This window comes from Plantactinospora sp. WMMB334, from assembly GCF_049179095.1.
GTDB lineage: Bacteria > Actinomycetota > Actinomycetes > Mycobacteriales > Micromonosporaceae > Plantactinospora.
Map to the genome: position 1 here is coordinate 2,456,640 of NZ_JBMHME010000002.1, position 17,389 is coordinate 2,474,028.

Here is a 17,389-nt window from a genome sequence, read left to right on the forward strand (position 1 = left end):
CATCGCGGCGCCGATCCGCGCGGCCCGGCATGCATCCGATGTTTGGCGACGAGGTTACAAAGGACATCTCCGAGACACAACCCGGTCTCCCGGCAGACGGCACCACGATTTCCGATGTGCCCTTGTGTCCCGGCAAGGTCACCTGATAGACATCGGATGTATTGCGGGCTGGTTACGAGAGGTCTGGGGGCCACGGGTGAAGCTGTTGCGGGTGGGCGAACCGGGGCGGGAATCTCCGGCGCTGCTGGACGGTGCCGGTCGGTTGCGTGACCTCGGCGGGATCGTCGACGACATCGACCCGGCTTTTCTGGCCGGCGGCGGCATCGACCGGCTCTCCGGAGTCGACGTCGAGGCCCTGCCGGTGCTGCCCGGGACGACCCGGATCGGCCCGCCGCTGCGCCCAGGGAAGATCATCTGCATCGGCCTGAACTACCGCGACCACGCCGCCGAGACCGGCGCGCCGCTCCCGACCGAGCCGGTGGTCTTCATGAAGGCCGCCGACACCGTGGTCGGCCCCGACGACCAGGTGCTGATACCGCGCGGCAGCACCAGGACCGACTGGGAGGTGGAACTGGCCGTGGTGATCGGGCGGACGGCGCGTTACCTCGGCAGCCCGGAGGAGGCGCTCGGCTGCGTCGCCGGCTACGCGGTCTCGCACGACGTCTCCGAGCGCGAGTTCCAGCTCGAACGCGGCGGCCAGTGGGACAAGGGCAAGAACTGCGAGACCTTCAACCCGCTCGGCCCCTGGCTGGTCACCGCCGACGAGGTGCCGGACCCGCAGAACCTGGGCCTGCGGCTCCGGGTCAACGGGGCGGTCAGGCAGGACGGCACCACCAGGGACATGGTCTTCCCGGTGGCCGAGGTCGTGCACTACCTGAGCCAGTTCCTGGTGCTCTATCCGGGAGACGTCATCAACACCGGCACGCCGGCCGGGGTGGCGCTCGGCCAGCCCGACCCGAAGCCGTACCTGGTCGCCGGCGACGTCGTCGAGCTGGAGATCGACGGGCTGGGGCGGCAACGCCAGACGGTGGGGCAGGCATGATCTTCACCGGGCTGGAGATCTCCGACATCCGGTTCCCGACCTCGCGCGAGCTGGACGGCTCCGACGCGATGAACCCGGACCCCGACTACTCGGCGGCCTACGTGATCGTGCGCACCGACGTGGGCGACGGGCACGAGGGGCACGGCTTCGCCTTCACCATCGGACGGGGCAACGACGTACAGGCCGCGGCGATCGCCGCGCTGCGGCCGTACCTGATCGGCCGGCCGGTCGACGCGGTCCTGGCGTACCTCGGGGGCTTCTGGCGCGAGCTGGTGCACGACTCGCAGCTGCGCTGGCTCGGCCCGGAGAAGGGCGTCATGCACATGGCGACCGCCGCGCTGGTCAACGCGCTCTGGGACCTGCGGGCCAAGCGGGCCGGGCTGCCGCTGTGGCGGCTGCTGGCCGAGCTGAGCCCGGAGGAGCTTGTCGACCTGGTCGACTTCCGTTATCTCAGCGACGCGCTGACCCCGGACGAGGCGCTGGCGATCCTCCGCGCCGCCGAGCCCGGCCGGGCCGAGCGCGCCGCACGCCTGCTGGAGGACGGCTTTCCCGCCTACACCACCTCGCCCGGCTGGCTCGGCTACGACGACGACAAGCTGCGCCGGCTCTGCAAGGAGGCGCTGGCCGACGGCTTCACCCAGATCAAGCTGAAGGTCGGCGCGAGCCTGGCCGACGACGTACGGCGGATGGGGATCGCCCGGCAGATCTGCGGGCCGGAGGTGCGGATCGCGGTCGACGCCAACCAGCGCTGGGACGTGCCGGAGGCGATCCGCTGGATGCGCGAGCTGGCGCCCTTCGACCCGTACTGGGTCGAGGAGCCGACCAGCCCGGACGACGTCGTCGGGCACGCCACCATCGCCCGGGAACTGGCGCCGATGCGGATCGCCACCGGCGAACACGTCGCCAACCGGGTGGTCTTCAAGCAGCTGCTCCAGCTCGGCGCGATCTCCTACGCCCAGATCGACGCGAGCCGGGTGGCCGGGGTCAACGAGAACATCGCGATTCTGCTGCTGGCGGCGAAGTTCGGCGTGCCGGTCTGCCCGCACGCGGGCGGGGTCGGGCTCTGCGAGCTGGTCCAGCACCTCTCGATGTTCGACTACGTCGCCGTCGCCGGCTCCATGCGGGACCGGGTCATCGAGTACGTCGACCACCTGCACGAGCACTTCGTCGACCCGGTGGTGATCCGCCGGGGCCGGTACGCCGCACCGACCGCGCCCGGGTTCAGCGCCACCATGCGCCCGGAGACCCTGGCCGAGTACGCCTTCCCGGACGGCCCGCTCTGGTCGACGGCCCCGGTCGGGGTGGTGCGGCCGTGACGGGGGAGCGGCAGGGCGCCGCCCGGGGGGAGTTCACCGGGCTGGCGGCGGTGGTGACCGGCGGGGCCTCCGGGATCGGGCTGGCGACGGCCGGCCTGCTCGCCGCCCGGGGTGCCCGGGTCGCCTGCCTGGACCTGCACCCGGAGCAGGTCCCCGCGCCACTGCTCGGCCTCGCCGCCGACGTCACCGACGACGGCTCGGTACGGGCCGCGGTGGCCTCCGCCGCCGAGGCGCTCGGCGGGATCGACGTCCTCGTCAACAACGCCGGAATCGGCGCGCGCGGCACGGTTGAGAGCAACCCGGACGACGAGTGGCACCGGGTCTTCGACGTGAACGTGGTCGGCATCGCCCGGGTGACCCGGGCGGCGCTGCCGCACCTGCGGGCGTCGGCACACGCCGCGATCGTCAACACCTGCTCGATCGCGGCCTGGGCCGGGCTGCCCGACCGGGCGCTCTACAGCGCCACCAAGGGTGCGGTGCAGTCGCTGACCCTGGCGATGGCGGCCGACCACGTCCGGGAGGGGATCCGGGTCAACTGCGTCAACCCCGGCACCGTGGACACCCCCTGGGTACGCCGGCTGCTCGCCGCCGCCGAGGACCCGGAGGCGGAGCTCGCCGCTCTCCAGGCCCGGCAGCCGACCGGACGACTGGTCGGCGCGGAGGAGGTGGCGGCGGCGATCGCCTACCTCGCCGGCCCGCTGGCCGGGGCGACCACCGGCACCGTGCTCGGGGTCGACGGCGGCATGCACGGGCTGCGGCTCCGTCCGGGCCCACCGCCGCCGATCTGACGGCGCGCGGCCGTCCGATCCGGACGGTGCAGCCCCACACCGTGCCGGTGGTCCCGTGTTCCGTGCTGCCCACCTTCGCTCGATCATCGGATGTAACGATTCCCCGGCCCGGTAACACTGCGGCAGATATAGGGATCCGGGGCTTGCGGGGGCCGAGGTGGGCTGATAGACATCCGATGTATTACCCGCGTGTTTCCAACTGCCTCCAAAGAATCACCCCCACCGAATCCGCACCCGGATGGAGGACCACAGTGAGACATACCGCCAAGTCCCTGGCGGGGATCGCGATCGCGGCGACGCTCGCCCTCGGCACGGTCGCCTGCGGCGACTCGTCGTCGACCGGCACCGGCGGCGACGCCGGGGCGAGCCCGCAGATCGGCATCGACCTGCCCCGCGCCGACTCCGACTTCTGGAACTCGTACGCCAGGTACGTCCCGCGGTTCGCCGACGAGTACGACATCGACCTGATGTCGCCGACCAACTCGCAGAACGACGTGGCCAAGCTCGTCGCCAACGTGCAGGCGATGGTGAGTCAGGGTGCCAGGGCGATCGTGATGGCGCCGCAGGACACCGGCGCGATCGCCTCCACCCTGACCACCCTGGAGTCGAAGAAGATCCCGGTCGTCTCCGTCGACACCCGCCCCGACAAGGGCAGGGTCTTCATGGTCGTCCGGGCCGACAACCGGGCGTATGGCCAGAAGGCCTGCGCGTTCCTCGGCGAGAAGCTCGGCGGCCAGGGCAAGGTGATCGAGTTCCAGGGCTCGCTCTCCTCGATCAACGGCCGGGACCGCTCCGAGGCCTTCGCCGAGTGCATGAGGACGACGTTCCCCGGCATCACCATCTTCGAGGAGCCGACCGACTGGGAGGGGCCGAAGGCCGCCGCCGCGCTACAGACCCGGCTCGCCCAGCACCCCGACATCAGGGGCATCTACATGCAGGCCGGCGGCGTCTTCCTGGCGCCGACGCTGCAGGTGCTCAAGTCCAAGAACCTGCTGGTGCCGCCGACCGACCCGAAGCACATCTTCATCGTCTCCAACGACGGCATCCCGCAGGAGTTCGAGGCGATCCGCTCCGGCGAGATCGACGCCACCGTCTCGCAACCCGCCGACCTCTACGCCAAGTGGGCGCTCCACTACGCCAAGGCGGCGGCCGAGGGCAAGACCTTCCAGCCCGGCCCGACCGACCACGGCAGCACCATCATCGACGTCGGCAACGGCCTGGAGGACCAGCTTCCCGCACCGCTGGTCACGAAGGAGAACGTCGACGATCCGGCGCTCTGGGGAAACCAGATCGGCAAGTGATGACCGGTCAGACACAGGCCGCAGGCACCGTGGCCGGGGCCGCCGCCCCGGCCGCGGAGGCCCGCGACATCTCGAAACGGTACGGCGCCACGGTCGCCCTGCACGCCGCCGGCATCACCGTCACACCCGGCGAGACGCACGCCCTGGTCGGGCGCAACGGTGCCGGCAAGTCCACCCTGGTCTCCGTCCTCACCGGGCTGCACCGGCCGGACAGCGGTCAGGTCCGCTTCGACGGCACCCCGGCACCGGCACTCGCCGACCGGGACGCGTGGCGGCAGCGGGTCGCCTGCGTCTACCAGAAGTCGACGATCATCCCGACCCTCACCGTGGCGGAGAACCTCTTCCTCAACCGGCAGGCCGGGCGCGGGCCGATCGGCTGGCGCGGGCTGCGCCGCCGCGCCGCCGACCTGCTGGCGGGGTACGGCGTGGCGGTCGACCCGGCCGCGCTCGCCGGCACCCTCACCGTCGAGCAGCGCCAGCTCGTCGAGATCGCCCGCGCGCTCTCCTTCGGGGCCCGGTTCATCATCCTCGACGAGCCGACCGCGCAGCTCGACGGCGCCGCGATCGAGCGGCTCTTCACCCGGATGCGCGAGCTGCAGGCCGCCGGGGTCACCTTCCTGTTCATCTCGCACCACCTCCAGGAGGTGTACGAGGTCTGCCAGACCGTGACGGTGCTGCGCGACGCCCGGCACATCCTGACCCGGCCGGTCGCCACGCTGCCCCGGGAGGAACTGGTCGCCGCGATGACCGGCGACGCGGGCGCGGCCCTGGCCGCCGGGGTCGACCGGCCGGCCGTGCCGGCGGATGCGCCGGTCGTGCTCGACGTGCGCGGCCTCGGCCTCGCCGGCTACTACCAGGGAATCGACCTCCGGGTCCGGGCCGGCGAGCTCGTCGGGCTGATCGGCTCCGGCAGCAGCGGCAAGGTCGCGCTCGCCGAGACGATCGCCGGGCTGCGCCGGGCCGACACCGGCACCGTCACCCTGGCCGGGTCCGTCCCGAAGCCGGGCAGCGTCCCCGCCGCGCTCGCCGCCGGCCTCGGCTATCTGCCGCAGGACCGGCACCGGGAAGGGCTGGTGCCGCTGCTGTCGGTGGCGGAGAACGCCACCCTGCCGATCACCGACCGGCTCGGGCCGGTCGGGATCATCGCGCCGAGGCGCCAGCGGGCCGTGGCCGAGCGCATGATCTCCGCGTACGACATCAAGACCGACGGGCCGCACCAGCCGGTCAACGGGCTCTCCGGCGGCAACGCCCAGAAGGTGGTGCTGGCCCGCGCACTGGCGAACGACCCGAGGGCGCTGGTGATGGTGAGCCCCACCGCCGGGGTCGACGTCCGCTCCAAGGAGTCGCTGCTGCGGGCCGTCTCGCAGGCCGCGGCCGGCGGGACCGGGGTGCTGGTCGTCTCCGACGAGCTCGACGACCTGCGCTCCTGCGACCGGGTGCTGGTGATGTTCCACGGCCGGGTGGTCCGGGAGGTTCCCCGGGGCTGGGCGGACGCCGAGCTGGTGACCGCGGTGGAGGGCGTGGCAGGAGCAGGGAACGTAGCGGGAGCAGAGGAAGTGGGGGAGCCGTGACCGGCAGCCAGACCATCACCAAGCCGCCGGCACCGGCCGGAGGCCGGCCGCCCGGCCTCGCCGGCCGGGTGCCACTGGCCCGGCTCCGGGACCTCGCCCTGGTCCCCGCGATCCTGCTGCTCGTCGTCGTGGGCGCGGTGATCGACCCGGTCTTCCTCTCCGCCGCCAACATCACCAACGTGCTGCAACAGCAGACCGAGCTGGCCCTGCTGGTACTCGCCGAGGCGATCATCCTGATCGCCGGCAAGTTCGACCTCTCGCTGGAGTCGACGATCGGGCTCGCCCCGGCGTTGGCACTGGCCCTCGTCATCCCGGCCGCCAGCAACGGGCTCGGCACCGAGCTGCCCGCCGGGCTGGCCATCCCGCTCTGCCTGCTCGTCGGGGTGGTGATCGGCGCCTTCAACGGGCTGCTGATCCTGCGCTTCAAGCTCTCCGCCTTCATCGTCACGCTCGGCATGCTGATCGTGCTGCGCGGCCTGCAGATCGGGATAACCGGCGGGCAGAACCTCTTCGACATCCCGCCGTCGGTGCTCTATCTCGGCAACGCCGTCTGGCTGGGCGTGCCGGCGTCGATCTGGATCAGCGGCACGCTCTTCGTCGTCGGCATCGTGGTGCTCGGCTTCTTCCGGCACGGCCGGGCCGTCTACGCCGTCGGCGGCAACACCGACGCGGCCCGGGCGGCCGGGATCCGGACCGACCGGGTGGTCTGGATCATCCTGATGGTCGGCGGGCTGCTGGCGGCGCTCGCCGGGCTGCTGATGACCGGCCGGCTCGGCTCGGTCGCGGCGGCACAGGGCGACGGCATGATCTTCACCGTCTTCGCCGCCGCGGTGATCGGCGGAATCAGCCTGGACGGCGGCAAGGGGACGCTCTTCGGCGCGCTCTGCGGCGTCGTCGTCCTCGGCCTGATCAACAACATCCTGACCCTGGCCGGCGTCTCCGCACAGTGGATCCAGGCCATCTACGGCGCCATCATCCTGATCGCGCTGATCCTGGCCCGGCTCACCTCGGGCAAGGCGCAGGACTGACCGGACCGACCGGCATCGGAAGGAGCGATACGGCATGACCGGGAACAGGGTGGGGCACTCGAAGGTGGCGGTGAGCCCGCTGGGTCTCGGCTGCGCCCCGATCGGCAACCTCTACACCGCCGTCGGCGAGGCCGAGGCGCTGGCGACCGTGGCGGCGGCCTGGGAGTGCGGCATCCGCTACTTCGACACCGCCCCGCACTACGGCCTCGGCCTCTCCGAGCGGCGGCTCGGCGACGCGCTGCGTACGCTGCCGCGCGACGAGTACACCGTGAGCAGCAAGGTGGGGCGGCTGCTCGTACCGGACCGCTCCGGGGCGGGGCGCCGCGACGACGAGGGTTTCGACGTACCGGCCGACCACCGGCGGCTCTGGGACTTCAGCGCCGACGGCGTGCGGCGGTCGCTGGAGGCGAGCCTGGTCCGGCTCGGCCTGGACCGGATCGACCTGGTGCTGATCCACGACCCGGAGGACCACCAGGGGCAGGCGCTGGAGCAGGGCTATCCGGCCCTGCACGAGCTGCGGGCCCAGGGCGTCGTCGGTGCCATCGGGGTCGGCTCGAAGCAGTGGCAGGTGCTGCACCGCTTCGTCGCCGGGACCGACGTCGACGCGGTGATGGTGGCCGGCCGCTACACGCTGCTGGAGCAGCCGGCACTGGACAGCCTGCTGCCGGAGTGCGAGCGGCGTGGCGTCTCGGTGCTGGCCGCCGGGGTCTTCAACAGCGGGCTGCTCGCCGTCGAGCGGCCGCACGCCGGGCTGCCGTACGACTACGCCGACGCCCCGACCGAGATCCTGGAACGGGCCCGGGCGATCGCCACGCTCTGCGCCGACCACGGCACGACGCTGCCGGCGGCGGCGCTCGCCTTCGTCGCCGCGCACCCGGCGGTCGCCTCGGTGGTGGTCGGCGCGCACAACCCCGAGCAGGTGCGCCGCAACGCCGCGCTGCACGCGGCCGAGCCGCCACCGGACAGGTTCTGGTCGGAGCTGGTCACCGTGGGACTGCTCCGCCCGGACGCGCCGGTCCCCACCCCACCGGCCGGTACGCCGTGATCGTCGACGCGCACCACCACCTGTGGCGGATCGAGGACGGCTACCGGTGGCTGGACGCCCTCGAACTGGCCCCGATCCGCCGCTCGTTCCTCCCCGCCGACCTGGTCGCCGAGCTGACCCTGGCCGGGGTGGACCGGACGGTGCTGGTCGAGGGGGGCCGGTGCGACCCGGGCGAGGCGGAGATCCTGCTCGGCTACGCCCGGGACTGCCCGGCGATCGCCGGGGTGGTCGCCTGGGCCGACCCGGCCGATCCGGAGCTGGCCCGGAGCATCGCCGGCCACCGGGCGCTGCCCGGCGGGGAGCTGCTGGTCGGGATCCGGCCACAGCTCCAGGCCGAGACCGATCCCGACTACCTGGACCGGCCGGCGGTGCGGCGTGGGCTGCGTACCGTCGCGGAAGCCGGACTGGCCTTCGACGTGGTCTGCCGGGCGGACCAGCTGGCGGCGGTGGCCCGGGCCGCCCGGGAGGTGCCGGAGCTGCGCCTCGTCCTGGACCACCTGGGGAAGCCGGCGATCCGGGACGGCGCCGCCGGGCTGGCGGCCTGGGCCGGCCCGCTCGCGGAGCTGGCCGCCGCGCCGAACGCCACCGCGAAGCTCTCCGGCCTGGTGACCGAGGCGGACTGGCAACGCTGGCGCCCCGGCGACCTGCGGCCGTTCGTCGACGAGGCGGTGCGGCTCTTCGGTCCGGAGCGGCTGATGTTCGGCTCGGACTGGCCGGTCTGCCGGCTCGCCGCCGGATACGGCACGGTGCTGTCGGCGCTGAGCCAGGTGCTGCCGCCGCTGTCGACGGTGGAACGGGCGGCGGTCTTCGGCGAAACGGCGGTGCGGACCTACCGGCTCCGTCGCTAGCCGGCACCTAGTCTTCGCGGTATGGGTAGGAGGTTGGAGGAGCGCGTGGCCGTCACGGACGAGGCGATCGACAAGATCAAACAGATGATCGTCGCCGGTGAACTGCGCCCGGGAGACCGGCTGCCCCGGGAACCCGACCTGGCCGAACGACTCGGCCTCTCCCGCAACTCGCTGCGGGAGGCGGTCAAGGCGCTCTCGCTGATCCGGGTCCTCGACGTACGCCAGGGCGACGGCACCTACGTGACAAGCCTCGACCCGGCGCTGCTGCTGGACGCGTTGAGTTTCGTCGTCGACTTCCACCGCGACGACACCGTGCTGGAGTTTCTCGAGGTACGCCGGATCCTGGAGCCGGCCGCGACCGCGCTGGCGGCGCAGCGGGTCACCGGGGAACAGGTGGAGGCGCTGCGGTCGGTGCTGGACGGGCTCGGCGACGATCCGAGCATCGACGAGCTGGTCGCCAACGACCTCGAGTTCCACCGGCAGATCGCGGCGTGTGCCGGCAACAACGTGCTCACCTCGCTGCTGGACAGCCTCTCCGGGCCGACCACCCGGGCCCGGATCTGGCGAGGGCTGACCCAGGAGGGTGCGGTGAGCAAGACCCGCGAGCAGCACGCGGCGATCCTGGACGCGGTCGCCTCCGGGCAGCCGGAGCTGGCCCGGGCCTGGGCGACCGTGCACATCGCCGGGGTGGAGGAGTGGCTGCGCCGGGTGTTGTGAACGGCGCCGGGATGTGGGCGGCTCTCGACCACGCCAGGTCGCTGCTCCACCGGGAGCGTTGGGCGGCGGTCGACGCTGCCGCCGTGGTCGTAGCGGCGGCGGTCGCCTCCACCGCCGCGCTGGTCACCGGAGCAGGTCCTGCGGGCACCGCGGTGGCGCGCCTACGATGACGACGTGGACGACGAGACCGTTGGCCTGCCGGGAGACGGCGGCGCGTCGTCGGTCGCCGGTGTCGGCCGGGCCGACATCCATCTGCACACCAACCTGGGCGACGGGTGGATCAGCCCGGCCCGACTGGTCCAGACCGCGACCGACCGGCAGCTGGCGGTGATCGCGGTGACTGATCACGATCACGTCGAGGGTGCCCGGCGGGTCGAGGAACTCCTGGCCCGGCGGAACTCCCCGGTGCAAATGATCACCGGGGTCGAGGTCTCCACCCGGCAGGGCCACCTCCTCGGGCTCTTCGTCGAGAAGGCGCCCAGGCCGCTGCGGCCGGTCGAGGAGAGCATCGACGCCATCAAGGAACAGGGTGGGCTGGTGGTCGTGCCGCATCCCCTCGGCGCACTGGTGCCGAGCCTGAGCCGCCGGAAGATCGACGCACTCCTCACCGCCGGCTACGAGATCGACGGGATCGAGATCTACAACCCGAGCCCGGCCAACGCCTCCCGGCGCGACGCCGTGCGCGCGGCGAACGAGGAATGGGGCCTGGCCGAGATCGGCGCGAGCGACGCGCACTTCTGGCAGCATGTCGGTGCCGGCTACACCCGTTTCGCCGGGAGCACCCCCGACGATCTGCGCCGGGCCATCCTCGACCGCACCGGACGAGCCGGTGGGCAGGAGCAGCGGCCGGCGCGGCTCAATCCGGCCGCCTACGTGGCGCAGTGCGCCTGGAGCTGGTTCGTCGACCCCCCACGCCGGATGATCCGCCGGCGCCGCGCGTCCCGGAGCGAGCACCAGGTCCGGCGCGGCTGACTCCCCGCGGGACCACGGCGTCCCACAGGACCTCGGCCTCTCCGCGCTGATCGCCCCGGCTGTCCGGTCAGTCACGAGCGACCGACCGGCGGCACCGCAACGATGGCGGTCGTGACCTCGCGGGTGGACGCATCCAACTGCTGTCCAGTTGCCGTTCAGTCCGGACTGCAAGCGTGGCCGCACTGCTGCCACGCCGATGGAGGGGGAACATGACAGGAACAGGCAGAGCACCCGCCGAGCTGCCGATGCCGCTCGGCGGACCGGCGGTCACCCCGTCGCCGGCTTCGACCTCCGGGCTGACCACGCCCGCCCGTCCGGGGTACGGGATCCACGGGCGGGGACCGGTGGCTGCACGCCGCCGCAGGCGGCGGTGGACGGCCGGAGCGCTGGTCTCGGCGCTCGCGCTGGTCGGGGTACTGGGACCGGCGGTGCCGGCGCAGGCCGACGCGTCGAAGGAGCCCACGCCGAGCCTGCCCGGCCGGACCGCGGAGGCCGTACCGGGCGTGTCCGGGCTGACACCGGATGCCGGCCTGCGTTCCGTCGCTGGCCGCCGGGCGGCCTCGGTGCCGGCGGGCACCGGGATCACGTTGGGCAGGCCGAAGGCAGGCCCGGCGCCCCGGATGGTCGAGGATCTGGAGGACCCGGACAATCCGCCGACCTGCGTGCCGTACATCAGCGGTCAGGTAACCCGAAACGGCACCGCCCTGGCCCGGGTCGACTACCTGGCCGAGATCGTGTGCAACTTCTATCTCGCGGGTGCCGGCCAGGCGTACCTGATCGAGCGAACGGCCGGCGCCCGGTACAACGGTGCCGTCATCGCCGCGGCCGCCCCCTTCTCGTTCTCCTCGTACTACTACGGGTACAGCATCGGGGCGGTGCTCATCGACGGTCGCATCTACGACGGTGGTCGCCAGTTGGAGATCGGGTTCGACCTGGCGTTGCAGACCCTGGACGGAACACCCTGGGGCGGCTGCTTCGCGCTTCCCACCCCGCAGCGTTACCTGACCCCGTGTTACGGCCTGGGTACCTCGTACCTGTCCGTCTCGATCGGGTCGGGGGTGTTCGGCACCGGCCTGCCGGCGTACAACCCGGCGGCGGCGATCAGGGACATTCCCGCCATCGATCTGCTCACCTTCCACGTGGGCGGGCAGTCCGACCCGGCGTCGACAGCCCGGCAGAACATCGTGGACACCGCGGCCGGGCTGCCCGCCCAGACCAGCGACTTCGGTCACGTAGGCCGGACCAGCGTCAACCTCGACCTCGACATGTTGCGCGGCATCCTCAGCCTGCACCTGCAGAACGGCTTCAACTTCCGGGTGACCGCGATCGCCGGCAGCAGACACGGTGCGACGTCGCGGCACTATCTCGGGAAGGCGTTCGATGTCGACACCATCAACGGCGCCCGGGTGAACACGGGCAATCCGTTCAACCAGGCATTCAAGGACGCCTGCCGGGCGTACGGGGCGACCGAGGTGTTGGGGCCGGGGGACGACGCCGACCATGCCACGCACATCCACTGCGCGTGGCCGCGGTAGTGGCCCGGAACCGGACGGAGGCGGGTCGCCGCCCACAGGTGAGCGCCGCGACGGCGTATCCCTGAACGCGGCGACGGTGGTGCGAGCGCCCGGACCGGGCGCTCGCACCGAATGCTCGTGGCGGCGCGGGGGTGTCTAGTCGTACAGCGCCGACACCCACAGGTGGGTCAGGGTGTCGACCAGGACCGCCCGGTCGTCGAATGGCGGCACTCCGCAGGCGGCCAGGTAATACAGCCGCTCGCCGGTCCACGTCAGGGATGCGGCGAGCGCATGTGTGTCGACGCCGTCAAGTCGGGCTTCGACGGCGGGGTCGGCCTGCCGATCGCTCTCGATCCGGTCGATCGCGGCGTCGGTGAACGTCGTCATCTGCGCGAGCCACAACTCGCGCAGCTGCGGGTCGGACGCCCAACTCTCGACGATCGCGCGCAGTACGGCCGCATTGGACAGCCACAGGCCGGCCCCGGCGTCGATGCCCGCCCGCAGCGTCTCGCGTGGGTCGGCCGTCGCCTGCACCCACGGCCGGGCGGCCTCGTGACCGGCGCCGACCGCGCGACGCACCAGTTCGGCCAGCACCGCCTGCTTGCCCGCGAAGTAGAAGTAGAAGCTCGCCCGGGAGACCTTTGCGGTGGCGATGATCTCGGCGACGCTGAGCGTGTCGAAGGTGCGCTCCCGCAGCAGCCCGCGAAGCGCGTCGAGGATGCGTTCACGCAGGCCGGTGCCGCTCTGCTCAGGATCATCGCGTCGGGCCGTCACGCGCCAGAGCCTACCGCACATGCCGTCTGGACAGAAGCGCCAGACAGACTGTATGGTCACCGCATGACACGGATTGGCGTCCATCTCGTAGTCGAGTTGCGCGTAGGAGACACGGCGCTGGTCGTCGCGGACGAGCTGGCCGAGCACGTGACGGCGATGCTTACATGAGATACACGACCTTCGGGCGGACCGGTCTGCGGGTGTCCGAGCTGATGCTCGGCGCGATGACGTTCGGTGAACAGGGCAATGTCGGCGCACCCATCGACGAATGCCGCCGGATGCTCGACGTCTACGCCGAGGCCGGCGGAAACGTCGTCGACACCGCCATCAACTACCGCGGCGGTGCCAGCGAGGAGTTCCTTGGTGAACTGCTCGCCGGGCGGCGCGACCGGTTCGTCGTGGCCACGAAGTACACGGTGACCCGTGATCCGGCCGACCCGAACGGCGGCGGCAACCATCGCAAGAACCTCAGGCTGTCGCTGGAGACCAGCCTGCGCCGGCTGCGCACCGACCACGTCGACATCTACTGGGTTCATATCTGGGACCGGCGCACGCCGATCGAGGAGACCATGCGGGCGCTTGACGATGCGGTCACCGCCGGCAGGGTGCTCTACGTCGGCGTGTCGGACACACCGGCCTGGGTGGTCTCCCGTGCGAACACGTTGGCCGAATGGCGCGGCTGGACCCCGTTCGCCGGCCTCCAGGTGCCGTACAGCCTGATCAACCGCGACGCCGAGCGGGAACTGTTGCCGCTGGCCGAGGCGTACGGCCTGACCGTGACGGCCTGGAGCCCGCTCGGCGGCGGTGTGCTGTCCGGCAAGTACGGCGACGGCTCACCTGACAGGGTGACGCGACTGAGCCGGGAGGCGATCAGTGACCACGACCTCGGTGTGGTCCGCGTCGTGCAGGAGGTCGCCAACGAGCTGAGCGTCACCCCGGCCCAGGTGGCCCTCGCCTGGACCCGCCAACGTGACGGGGTAGTGCCGATCATCGGTGCGCGCACCGTCGACCAGCTCCGGGACAACCTCGGCTGCACCGCAGTCACACTGCCACCACAACTGGTGACGCGGCTCGAAATGGCGACCGGGTTCAGCCGCGGCTTCCCCGCCGACTTCATAGCCCAGACCAGGCCGTGGGTGCTCGGTGCCGCCGCGCTCTGACCCGCGACGGCGCCGCTCGTGTGTCGCCGACCGCACGACGGTGACCGGGCGTCACGGCCAGTAGGAGCGCCGACGTGGCGGCGAAGGTGGCCGCACCGACGAAGATCAGGCCCGGTGATCCGTACGCCAGCGACCACCCGAAGACCGCACCGGCCGCGACCGGTACCAGGGTCTCCGCGACGGACCCGATTCCGGTCACCGCCCCGTGCACGGTGCCCTGCTCGTCGGCCCGGACGGTGCGGGAGATCCACGACAGCACGGCCGCACCGCCGATCGAGCCGATCACGCCCACCGCCTGCAGGGTGTAGAGCATCCATGGCGCGGACACGAATGCGGTACCTCCGAGCGAGGCGACGCCGAGCAGGCTGCCGGCCACCGCGGCACGCTTGTCGCCGAGCAGGCGGACGACCGGGCCGACGGCCCGGGCCTGGAAGACGGCGCTGGCGAGCGCGCCCGTCGCCATCACCACGCCGATCTGCGCGGTACTCCAGGCGAACTGGGCCGTGAGAAAGAATGTCCAGACCGACTGGTGGGTCGTGCGGGCGATGTCGGAACAGAGACGGGCGCAGGCGAGCCGCCCGAGCACCGGCCGGCGCAGAAGGGCGGCGAGGGAGCCGACCGGGTTCGCCGCCCGCAGGGTCAGCGGGGTCATCCGGTCCCCGGGCCGTGACTCCGGCAGGACGAACCAGCCGTACGCGACGTTGGCGAGGGACAACACGGCTGCGGCGAAGAACGGTAGGCGTACGTCGACGGTGCCGAGCAGGCCGCCGACGGTCGGGCCGGCGACGAAGCCGAGCCCGAACGCCGCGCCGACCAGCCCGTACGCGTGAGCCCGCGACTCGGGTTCCGTGACGTCGGCGATGTACGCGTTGACCACGGTGTACGTGCCCGCGCCCGCGCCGGCGAGGGCATGGAACAGCAGGAGCGTCCACGGGCCGGGTGAGAGCGCGTGGGCCAGCCAGTCGACGCCGAGACAGCTCAGTGACACGAGCAGGACCGGACGTCGGCCGTACCGGTCGGAGAGCCGTCCGAGCAGCGGCGAGACGACGAACTGAAGCAGGCCGTAGATCGAGCCGAGCAGACCGGACCAGCGGACAGCAGCGGTGGCGTCCTCGGTGACGGCCGCCATCAGAGCCGGCATGATCGGCACGATCAGGCCGAGCCCGAGCATGTCGAGGAAGACGGTGACGAGGAGGAAGGAGAGGGCGGGCGCCCGTCGCATCGCGGCTCCTGAGTGTGGAGAGGGCAGGGCCCCCTCGGCACTCACGGTCTGCCGCAGGTACGGAGGATCAGACTATCGTCGCCGTCAAATCGTTTTCACGATCGCGCCACGGGCACGTCACGCCCTCGACCTGCCGGTCAACACCGTGCCGCGCATCTCAGGCGGCCACCGCACCGGTGACCGTCGCTTCGGGCGCCGGTGCGTCCGCTGCCGCCGCTCCCAGCGCCTCCCCGGCGGCGGGCCAGAACCGACGGAACATGAACCACTGGGTCGGACACTGCCGGATGACCTCTTCCTGGCAGGCGAACATGTACTGCGTCAGGCGCTGGATCTCCTGCGTCTTCTCGGCGCTGTTGCTGACCGGGCGCGGGAAGATCGGCGGGAACGCCCGGATGTAGTAGCCGTTGTGGGGCGCGTACCAGACGTAGCCCGGCATCACCGCCGCGCCCGACTTCACGGCGAGCGCGGCCGAGCCGACGGGCACGTAGGTCCGGTGGCCGAAGAACGTCACCTCGACGCCCCGTTCCCGGGTCACCGGCCGGTCTATGACGATCGCCACCGCTCTGCTCGCCATCAGTTCCTGCAGCACGCGGCGTACGGCGTGCGACACCGGGATGATGTCGACGCTCTTGTCCCGCCGATGCCCCTGGAGGAGGCTGTTCAGCCGAGGATCCTTGAAGGTGTCCGCGATGGCCGAGAGCGGTACGTACCGTGCCGCGATCGCGCCGGCAAGGTCCCAACTGCCGAAGTGTCCGGTGGTGATGATCGCACCCTTGCCGGGCGCCATCGCCTGCCGGACGCACTCCTGCCAGCTCATCCCCTGGGTCAGGTCCTCGGTGCGGGCGTCGACGTCCATCATGTCCACATAGGGCAGGCAGATCAACGAGGCCGCCGTCCGCCCGTAGTTGCTCCACGAACTCAGCGCGGCCCGCTTGACGCGGAGGTCGGAGACGGGCAGACCCAGCACCTTCGCCATGTTCTCCTGGGTGACGACGCGCTTGGAGCGCCACCCCAGATAGCTGGCCGAGGTGACCGTCGAGGCGAGCCCGTTCCGCACCCGGCGCGGCGTCCTGCCCGCCACGGCAATGCCGGAGCGTGCGAGCCAGTACACCGACGACACCCTGCGGTCTCCCTACCTCCGGGGAATTCCATCATCGAAGGCGGATACCGCAGCGGACAGTGCCGATTCCTGAAATCTGTGTTACCCGATGGTTAACCACGGTCGTAGTTGGCGCCGTCCGGGCCGCGGGCAGGGTGTGGTGGGCGGATGATGGGCCGATGGACGGGCGGGCATACCTGGAGAAGTACATCGCCGACCGGCTGCCGGACGGGCAGGGCCGGCCGCCGGTGGGCGGTCGGCCCGGCTTCGACGTGGCCGAGATCCGAGGGGTGGCGGTGGGACTGGTCGCGGCCGGTGCCCTCGGCCAGGAGGAGATGGACCGGATCGTCGCCGACCTGGAGCAGCGGCTGGAACGGCGCGGTCTGCTGACCCGGATTCAGGTCAGCGCCTCCGCCGACGTCTCGACGGTGTCGCCACCGCCGGTGGCGGTACGGCAGCAGATGGCGTTGCGACAGCACATGGCGGCGCGCAGCGCGGGGGAGCGCCCGCCGGGGCACGATCCGGCCGCCGGCCCTCCGACGCTGCGCGGCGTCATCCCCCTGGCCGGTCAAGTGATCCGCGTCGGTGGAGCCGCGGCCATGCCGCTGAGCCTGGAACGCTGGTCGACGATGTTCGTGCTCCGGCTGGCGTGGGCCGACCCCGGCCAGGGGTTGTTCCGCGACGGTCCGGGCACGGAGCGGGCGGGGTGGCGCGGCTGGGACGACGTGGGGACGCGGTACCGGCGCTGCGCCGGCACCGCCTCGGCCGGCGACGGGCTCTACGTCGAGGAGCTGCGCTTCGCACCCGGCGCTCCGGACGAGGCCCGGCTGCTGACCCTCTCCTCGGGTGACGACCGGGAGACGGGGCGGCTGACGATCGCACTCGGCTGACGCGGGCTGCGGATCTCCACCGCGTACAGCTCGATGGTGCCGGCGAGCCCGCCGCGTCCACCACCACCTCGCCCGGTCGGCGACCGGCGGCGGGACCTCGCG

At 72.0% G+C, this 17,389-nt stretch carries 17 protein-coding genes; 14 read left to right on the forward strand and 3 right to left on the reverse strand.

All coding sequences use genetic code 11. The features are described 5' to 3' along the window. Positions 1-196 precede the first annotated feature (196 nt). From ACN27G_RS10395 to ACN27G_RS10450, 12 genes are all read left to right on the forward strand, one after another. Positions 197-1,042, forward strand: coding sequence for a fumarylacetoacetate hydrolase family protein (locus ACN27G_RS10395; protein WP_421492577.1), 846 nt, complete (start codon positions 197-199; stop codon positions 1,040-1,042). Next, complete coding sequence (locus tag ACN27G_RS10400) at positions 1,039-2,358, forward strand: L-fuconate dehydratase (protein ID WP_421492578.1); 1,320 nt, start codon at positions 1,039-1,041, stop codon at positions 2,356-2,358. The genes ACN27G_RS10395 and ACN27G_RS10400 overlap by 4 nt, the downstream gene beginning before the upstream one ends. Next, positions 2,355-3,146 carry an SDR family NAD(P)-dependent oxidoreductase gene (locus tag ACN27G_RS10405; RefSeq protein WP_421492579.1) on the forward strand — a complete coding sequence of 264 codons (792 nt, stop codon included), beginning with the start codon at positions 2,355-2,357 and terminating at the stop codon, positions 3,144-3,146. The genes ACN27G_RS10400 and ACN27G_RS10405 overlap by 4 nt, the downstream gene beginning before the upstream one ends. Before the next feature lie 251 nt (positions 3,147-3,397). After that, the gene (locus tag ACN27G_RS10410) at positions 3,398-4,447 is read left to right on the forward strand and encodes a sugar ABC transporter substrate-binding protein (protein WP_421492580.1); all 1,050 of its coding nucleotides are present in this window, start codon (positions 3,398-3,400) and stop codon (positions 4,445-4,447) included. Continuing rightward, positions 4,447-6,018 carry a sugar ABC transporter ATP-binding protein gene (locus tag ACN27G_RS10415; RefSeq protein WP_421492581.1) on the forward strand — a complete coding sequence of 524 codons (1,572 nt, stop codon included), beginning with the start codon at positions 4,447-4,449 and terminating at the stop codon, positions 6,016-6,018. The genes ACN27G_RS10410 and ACN27G_RS10415 overlap by 1 nt, the downstream gene beginning before the upstream one ends. After that, a complete protein-coding gene (locus ACN27G_RS10420) occupies positions 6,015-7,046 on the forward strand; it encodes an ABC transporter permease (protein WP_421492582.1) in 1,032 nt (343 codons plus the stop codon). Before ACN27G_RS10415 ends, ACN27G_RS10420 begins: the two co-directional genes overlap by 4 nt. Before the next feature lie 34 nt (positions 7,047-7,080). Beyond that, complete coding sequence (locus ACN27G_RS10425; protein WP_421492583.1) at positions 7,081-8,091, forward strand: aldo/keto reductase; 1,011 nt, start codon at positions 7,081-7,083, stop codon at positions 8,089-8,091. Then, complete coding sequence (locus tag ACN27G_RS10430) at positions 8,088-8,939, forward strand: amidohydrolase family protein (RefSeq protein WP_421492584.1); 852 nt, start codon at positions 8,088-8,090, stop codon at positions 8,937-8,939. The genes ACN27G_RS10425 and ACN27G_RS10430 overlap by 4 nt, the downstream gene beginning before the upstream one ends. Positions 8,940-8,984: 45 nt before the next feature. Continuing rightward, complete coding sequence (locus tag ACN27G_RS10435; RefSeq protein WP_421497289.1) at positions 8,985-9,656, forward strand: FadR/GntR family transcriptional regulator; 672 nt, start codon at positions 8,985-8,987, stop codon at positions 9,654-9,656. Continuing rightward, positions 9,635-9,826 carry a hypothetical protein gene (locus ACN27G_RS10440; RefSeq protein ID WP_421492585.1) on the forward strand — a complete coding sequence of 64 codons (192 nt, stop codon included), beginning with the start codon at positions 9,635-9,637 and terminating at the stop codon, positions 9,824-9,826. The genes ACN27G_RS10435 and ACN27G_RS10440 overlap by 22 nt, the downstream gene beginning before the upstream one ends. Before the next feature lie 4 nt (positions 9,827-9,830). After that, positions 9,831-10,628, forward strand: a complete 798-nt coding sequence (locus ACN27G_RS10445) for a PHP-associated domain-containing protein (protein ID WP_421492586.1) — start codon at positions 9,831-9,833, stop codon at positions 10,626-10,628. 209 nt (positions 10,629-10,837) lie between these two features. After that, positions 10,838-12,163, forward strand: a complete 1,326-nt coding sequence (locus tag ACN27G_RS10450) for a hypothetical protein (protein WP_421492587.1) — start codon at positions 10,838-10,840, stop codon at positions 12,161-12,163. Between the two features lie 135 nt (positions 12,164-12,298). On the opposite strand, the gene ACN27G_RS10455 is transcribed toward ACN27G_RS10450, so the two are convergent. Further along, the gene (locus ACN27G_RS10455) at positions 12,299-13,063 is read right to left on the reverse strand and encodes a TetR/AcrR family transcriptional regulator (RefSeq protein ID WP_421492588.1); all 765 of its coding nucleotides are present in this window, start codon (positions 13,061-13,063) and stop codon (positions 12,299-12,301) included. A gap of 17 nt (positions 13,064-13,080) precedes the next feature. On the opposite strand from ACN27G_RS10455, the gene ACN27G_RS10460 reads away from it, so the two are divergent. Further along, positions 13,081-14,076: an aldo/keto reductase gene (locus ACN27G_RS10460; protein ID WP_421492589.1), complete on the forward strand. Its 996-nt coding sequence runs from the start codon at positions 13,081-13,083 to the stop codon at positions 14,074-14,076. On the opposite strand, the gene ACN27G_RS10465 is transcribed toward ACN27G_RS10460, so the two are convergent. Together ACN27G_RS10465 and ACN27G_RS10470 are read right to left on the reverse strand one after the other, a co-directional pair. After that, the gene (locus ACN27G_RS10465) at positions 14,030-15,298 is read right to left on the reverse strand and encodes an MFS transporter (protein ID WP_421492590.1); all 1,269 of its coding nucleotides are present in this window, start codon (positions 15,296-15,298) and stop codon (positions 14,030-14,032) included. The two genes, ACN27G_RS10460 and ACN27G_RS10465, sit on opposite strands and share 47 nt — an antisense overlap. 157 nt (positions 15,299-15,455) lie before the next feature. Continuing rightward, a complete protein-coding gene (locus ACN27G_RS10470) occupies positions 15,456-16,409 on the reverse strand; it encodes a lysophospholipid acyltransferase family protein (protein ID WP_421492591.1) in 954 nt (317 codons plus the stop codon). Positions 16,410-16,576: 167 nt separating this feature from the next. Between ACN27G_RS10470 and ACN27G_RS10475 the strand changes: the two genes are divergently transcribed. Then, positions 16,577-17,287 (forward strand): hypothetical protein, encoded by a 711-nt coding sequence (locus tag ACN27G_RS10475; protein WP_421492592.1) that lies wholly within the window; start codon positions 16,577-16,579, stop codon positions 17,285-17,287. The last annotated feature ends 102 nt before the right edge of the window (positions 17,288-17,389 follow it).

Bases quoted from the DNA above. Each gene is read 5' to 3' on its own strand.
- ACN27G_RS10400 (WP_421492578.1), top strand. From the start codon at position 1,039: ATGATCTTCACCGGGCTGGAGATCTCCGACATCCGGTTCCCGACCTCG.
- ACN27G_RS10475 (WP_421492592.1), top strand. From the start codon at position 16,577: ATGGACGGGCGGGCATACCTGGAGAAGTACATCGCCGACCGGCTGCCG.
- ACN27G_RS10465 (WP_421492590.1), bottom strand. From the start codon at position 15,298: ATGCGACGGGCGCCCGCCCTCTCCTTCCTCCTCGTCACCGTCTTCCTC.
- ACN27G_RS10450 (WP_421492587.1), top strand. From the start codon at position 10,838: ATGACAGGAACAGGCAGAGCACCCGCCGAGCTGCCGATGCCGCTCGGC.
- ACN27G_RS10460 (WP_421492589.1), top strand. From the start codon at position 13,081: ATGAGATACACGACCTTCGGGCGGACCGGTCTGCGGGTGTCCGAGCTG.
- ACN27G_RS10415 (WP_421492581.1), top strand. From the start codon at position 4,447: ATGACCGGTCAGACACAGGCCGCAGGCACCGTGGCCGGGGCCGCCGCC.
- ACN27G_RS10425 (WP_421492583.1), top strand. From the start codon at position 7,081: ATGACCGGGAACAGGGTGGGGCACTCGAAGGTGGCGGTGAGCCCGCTG.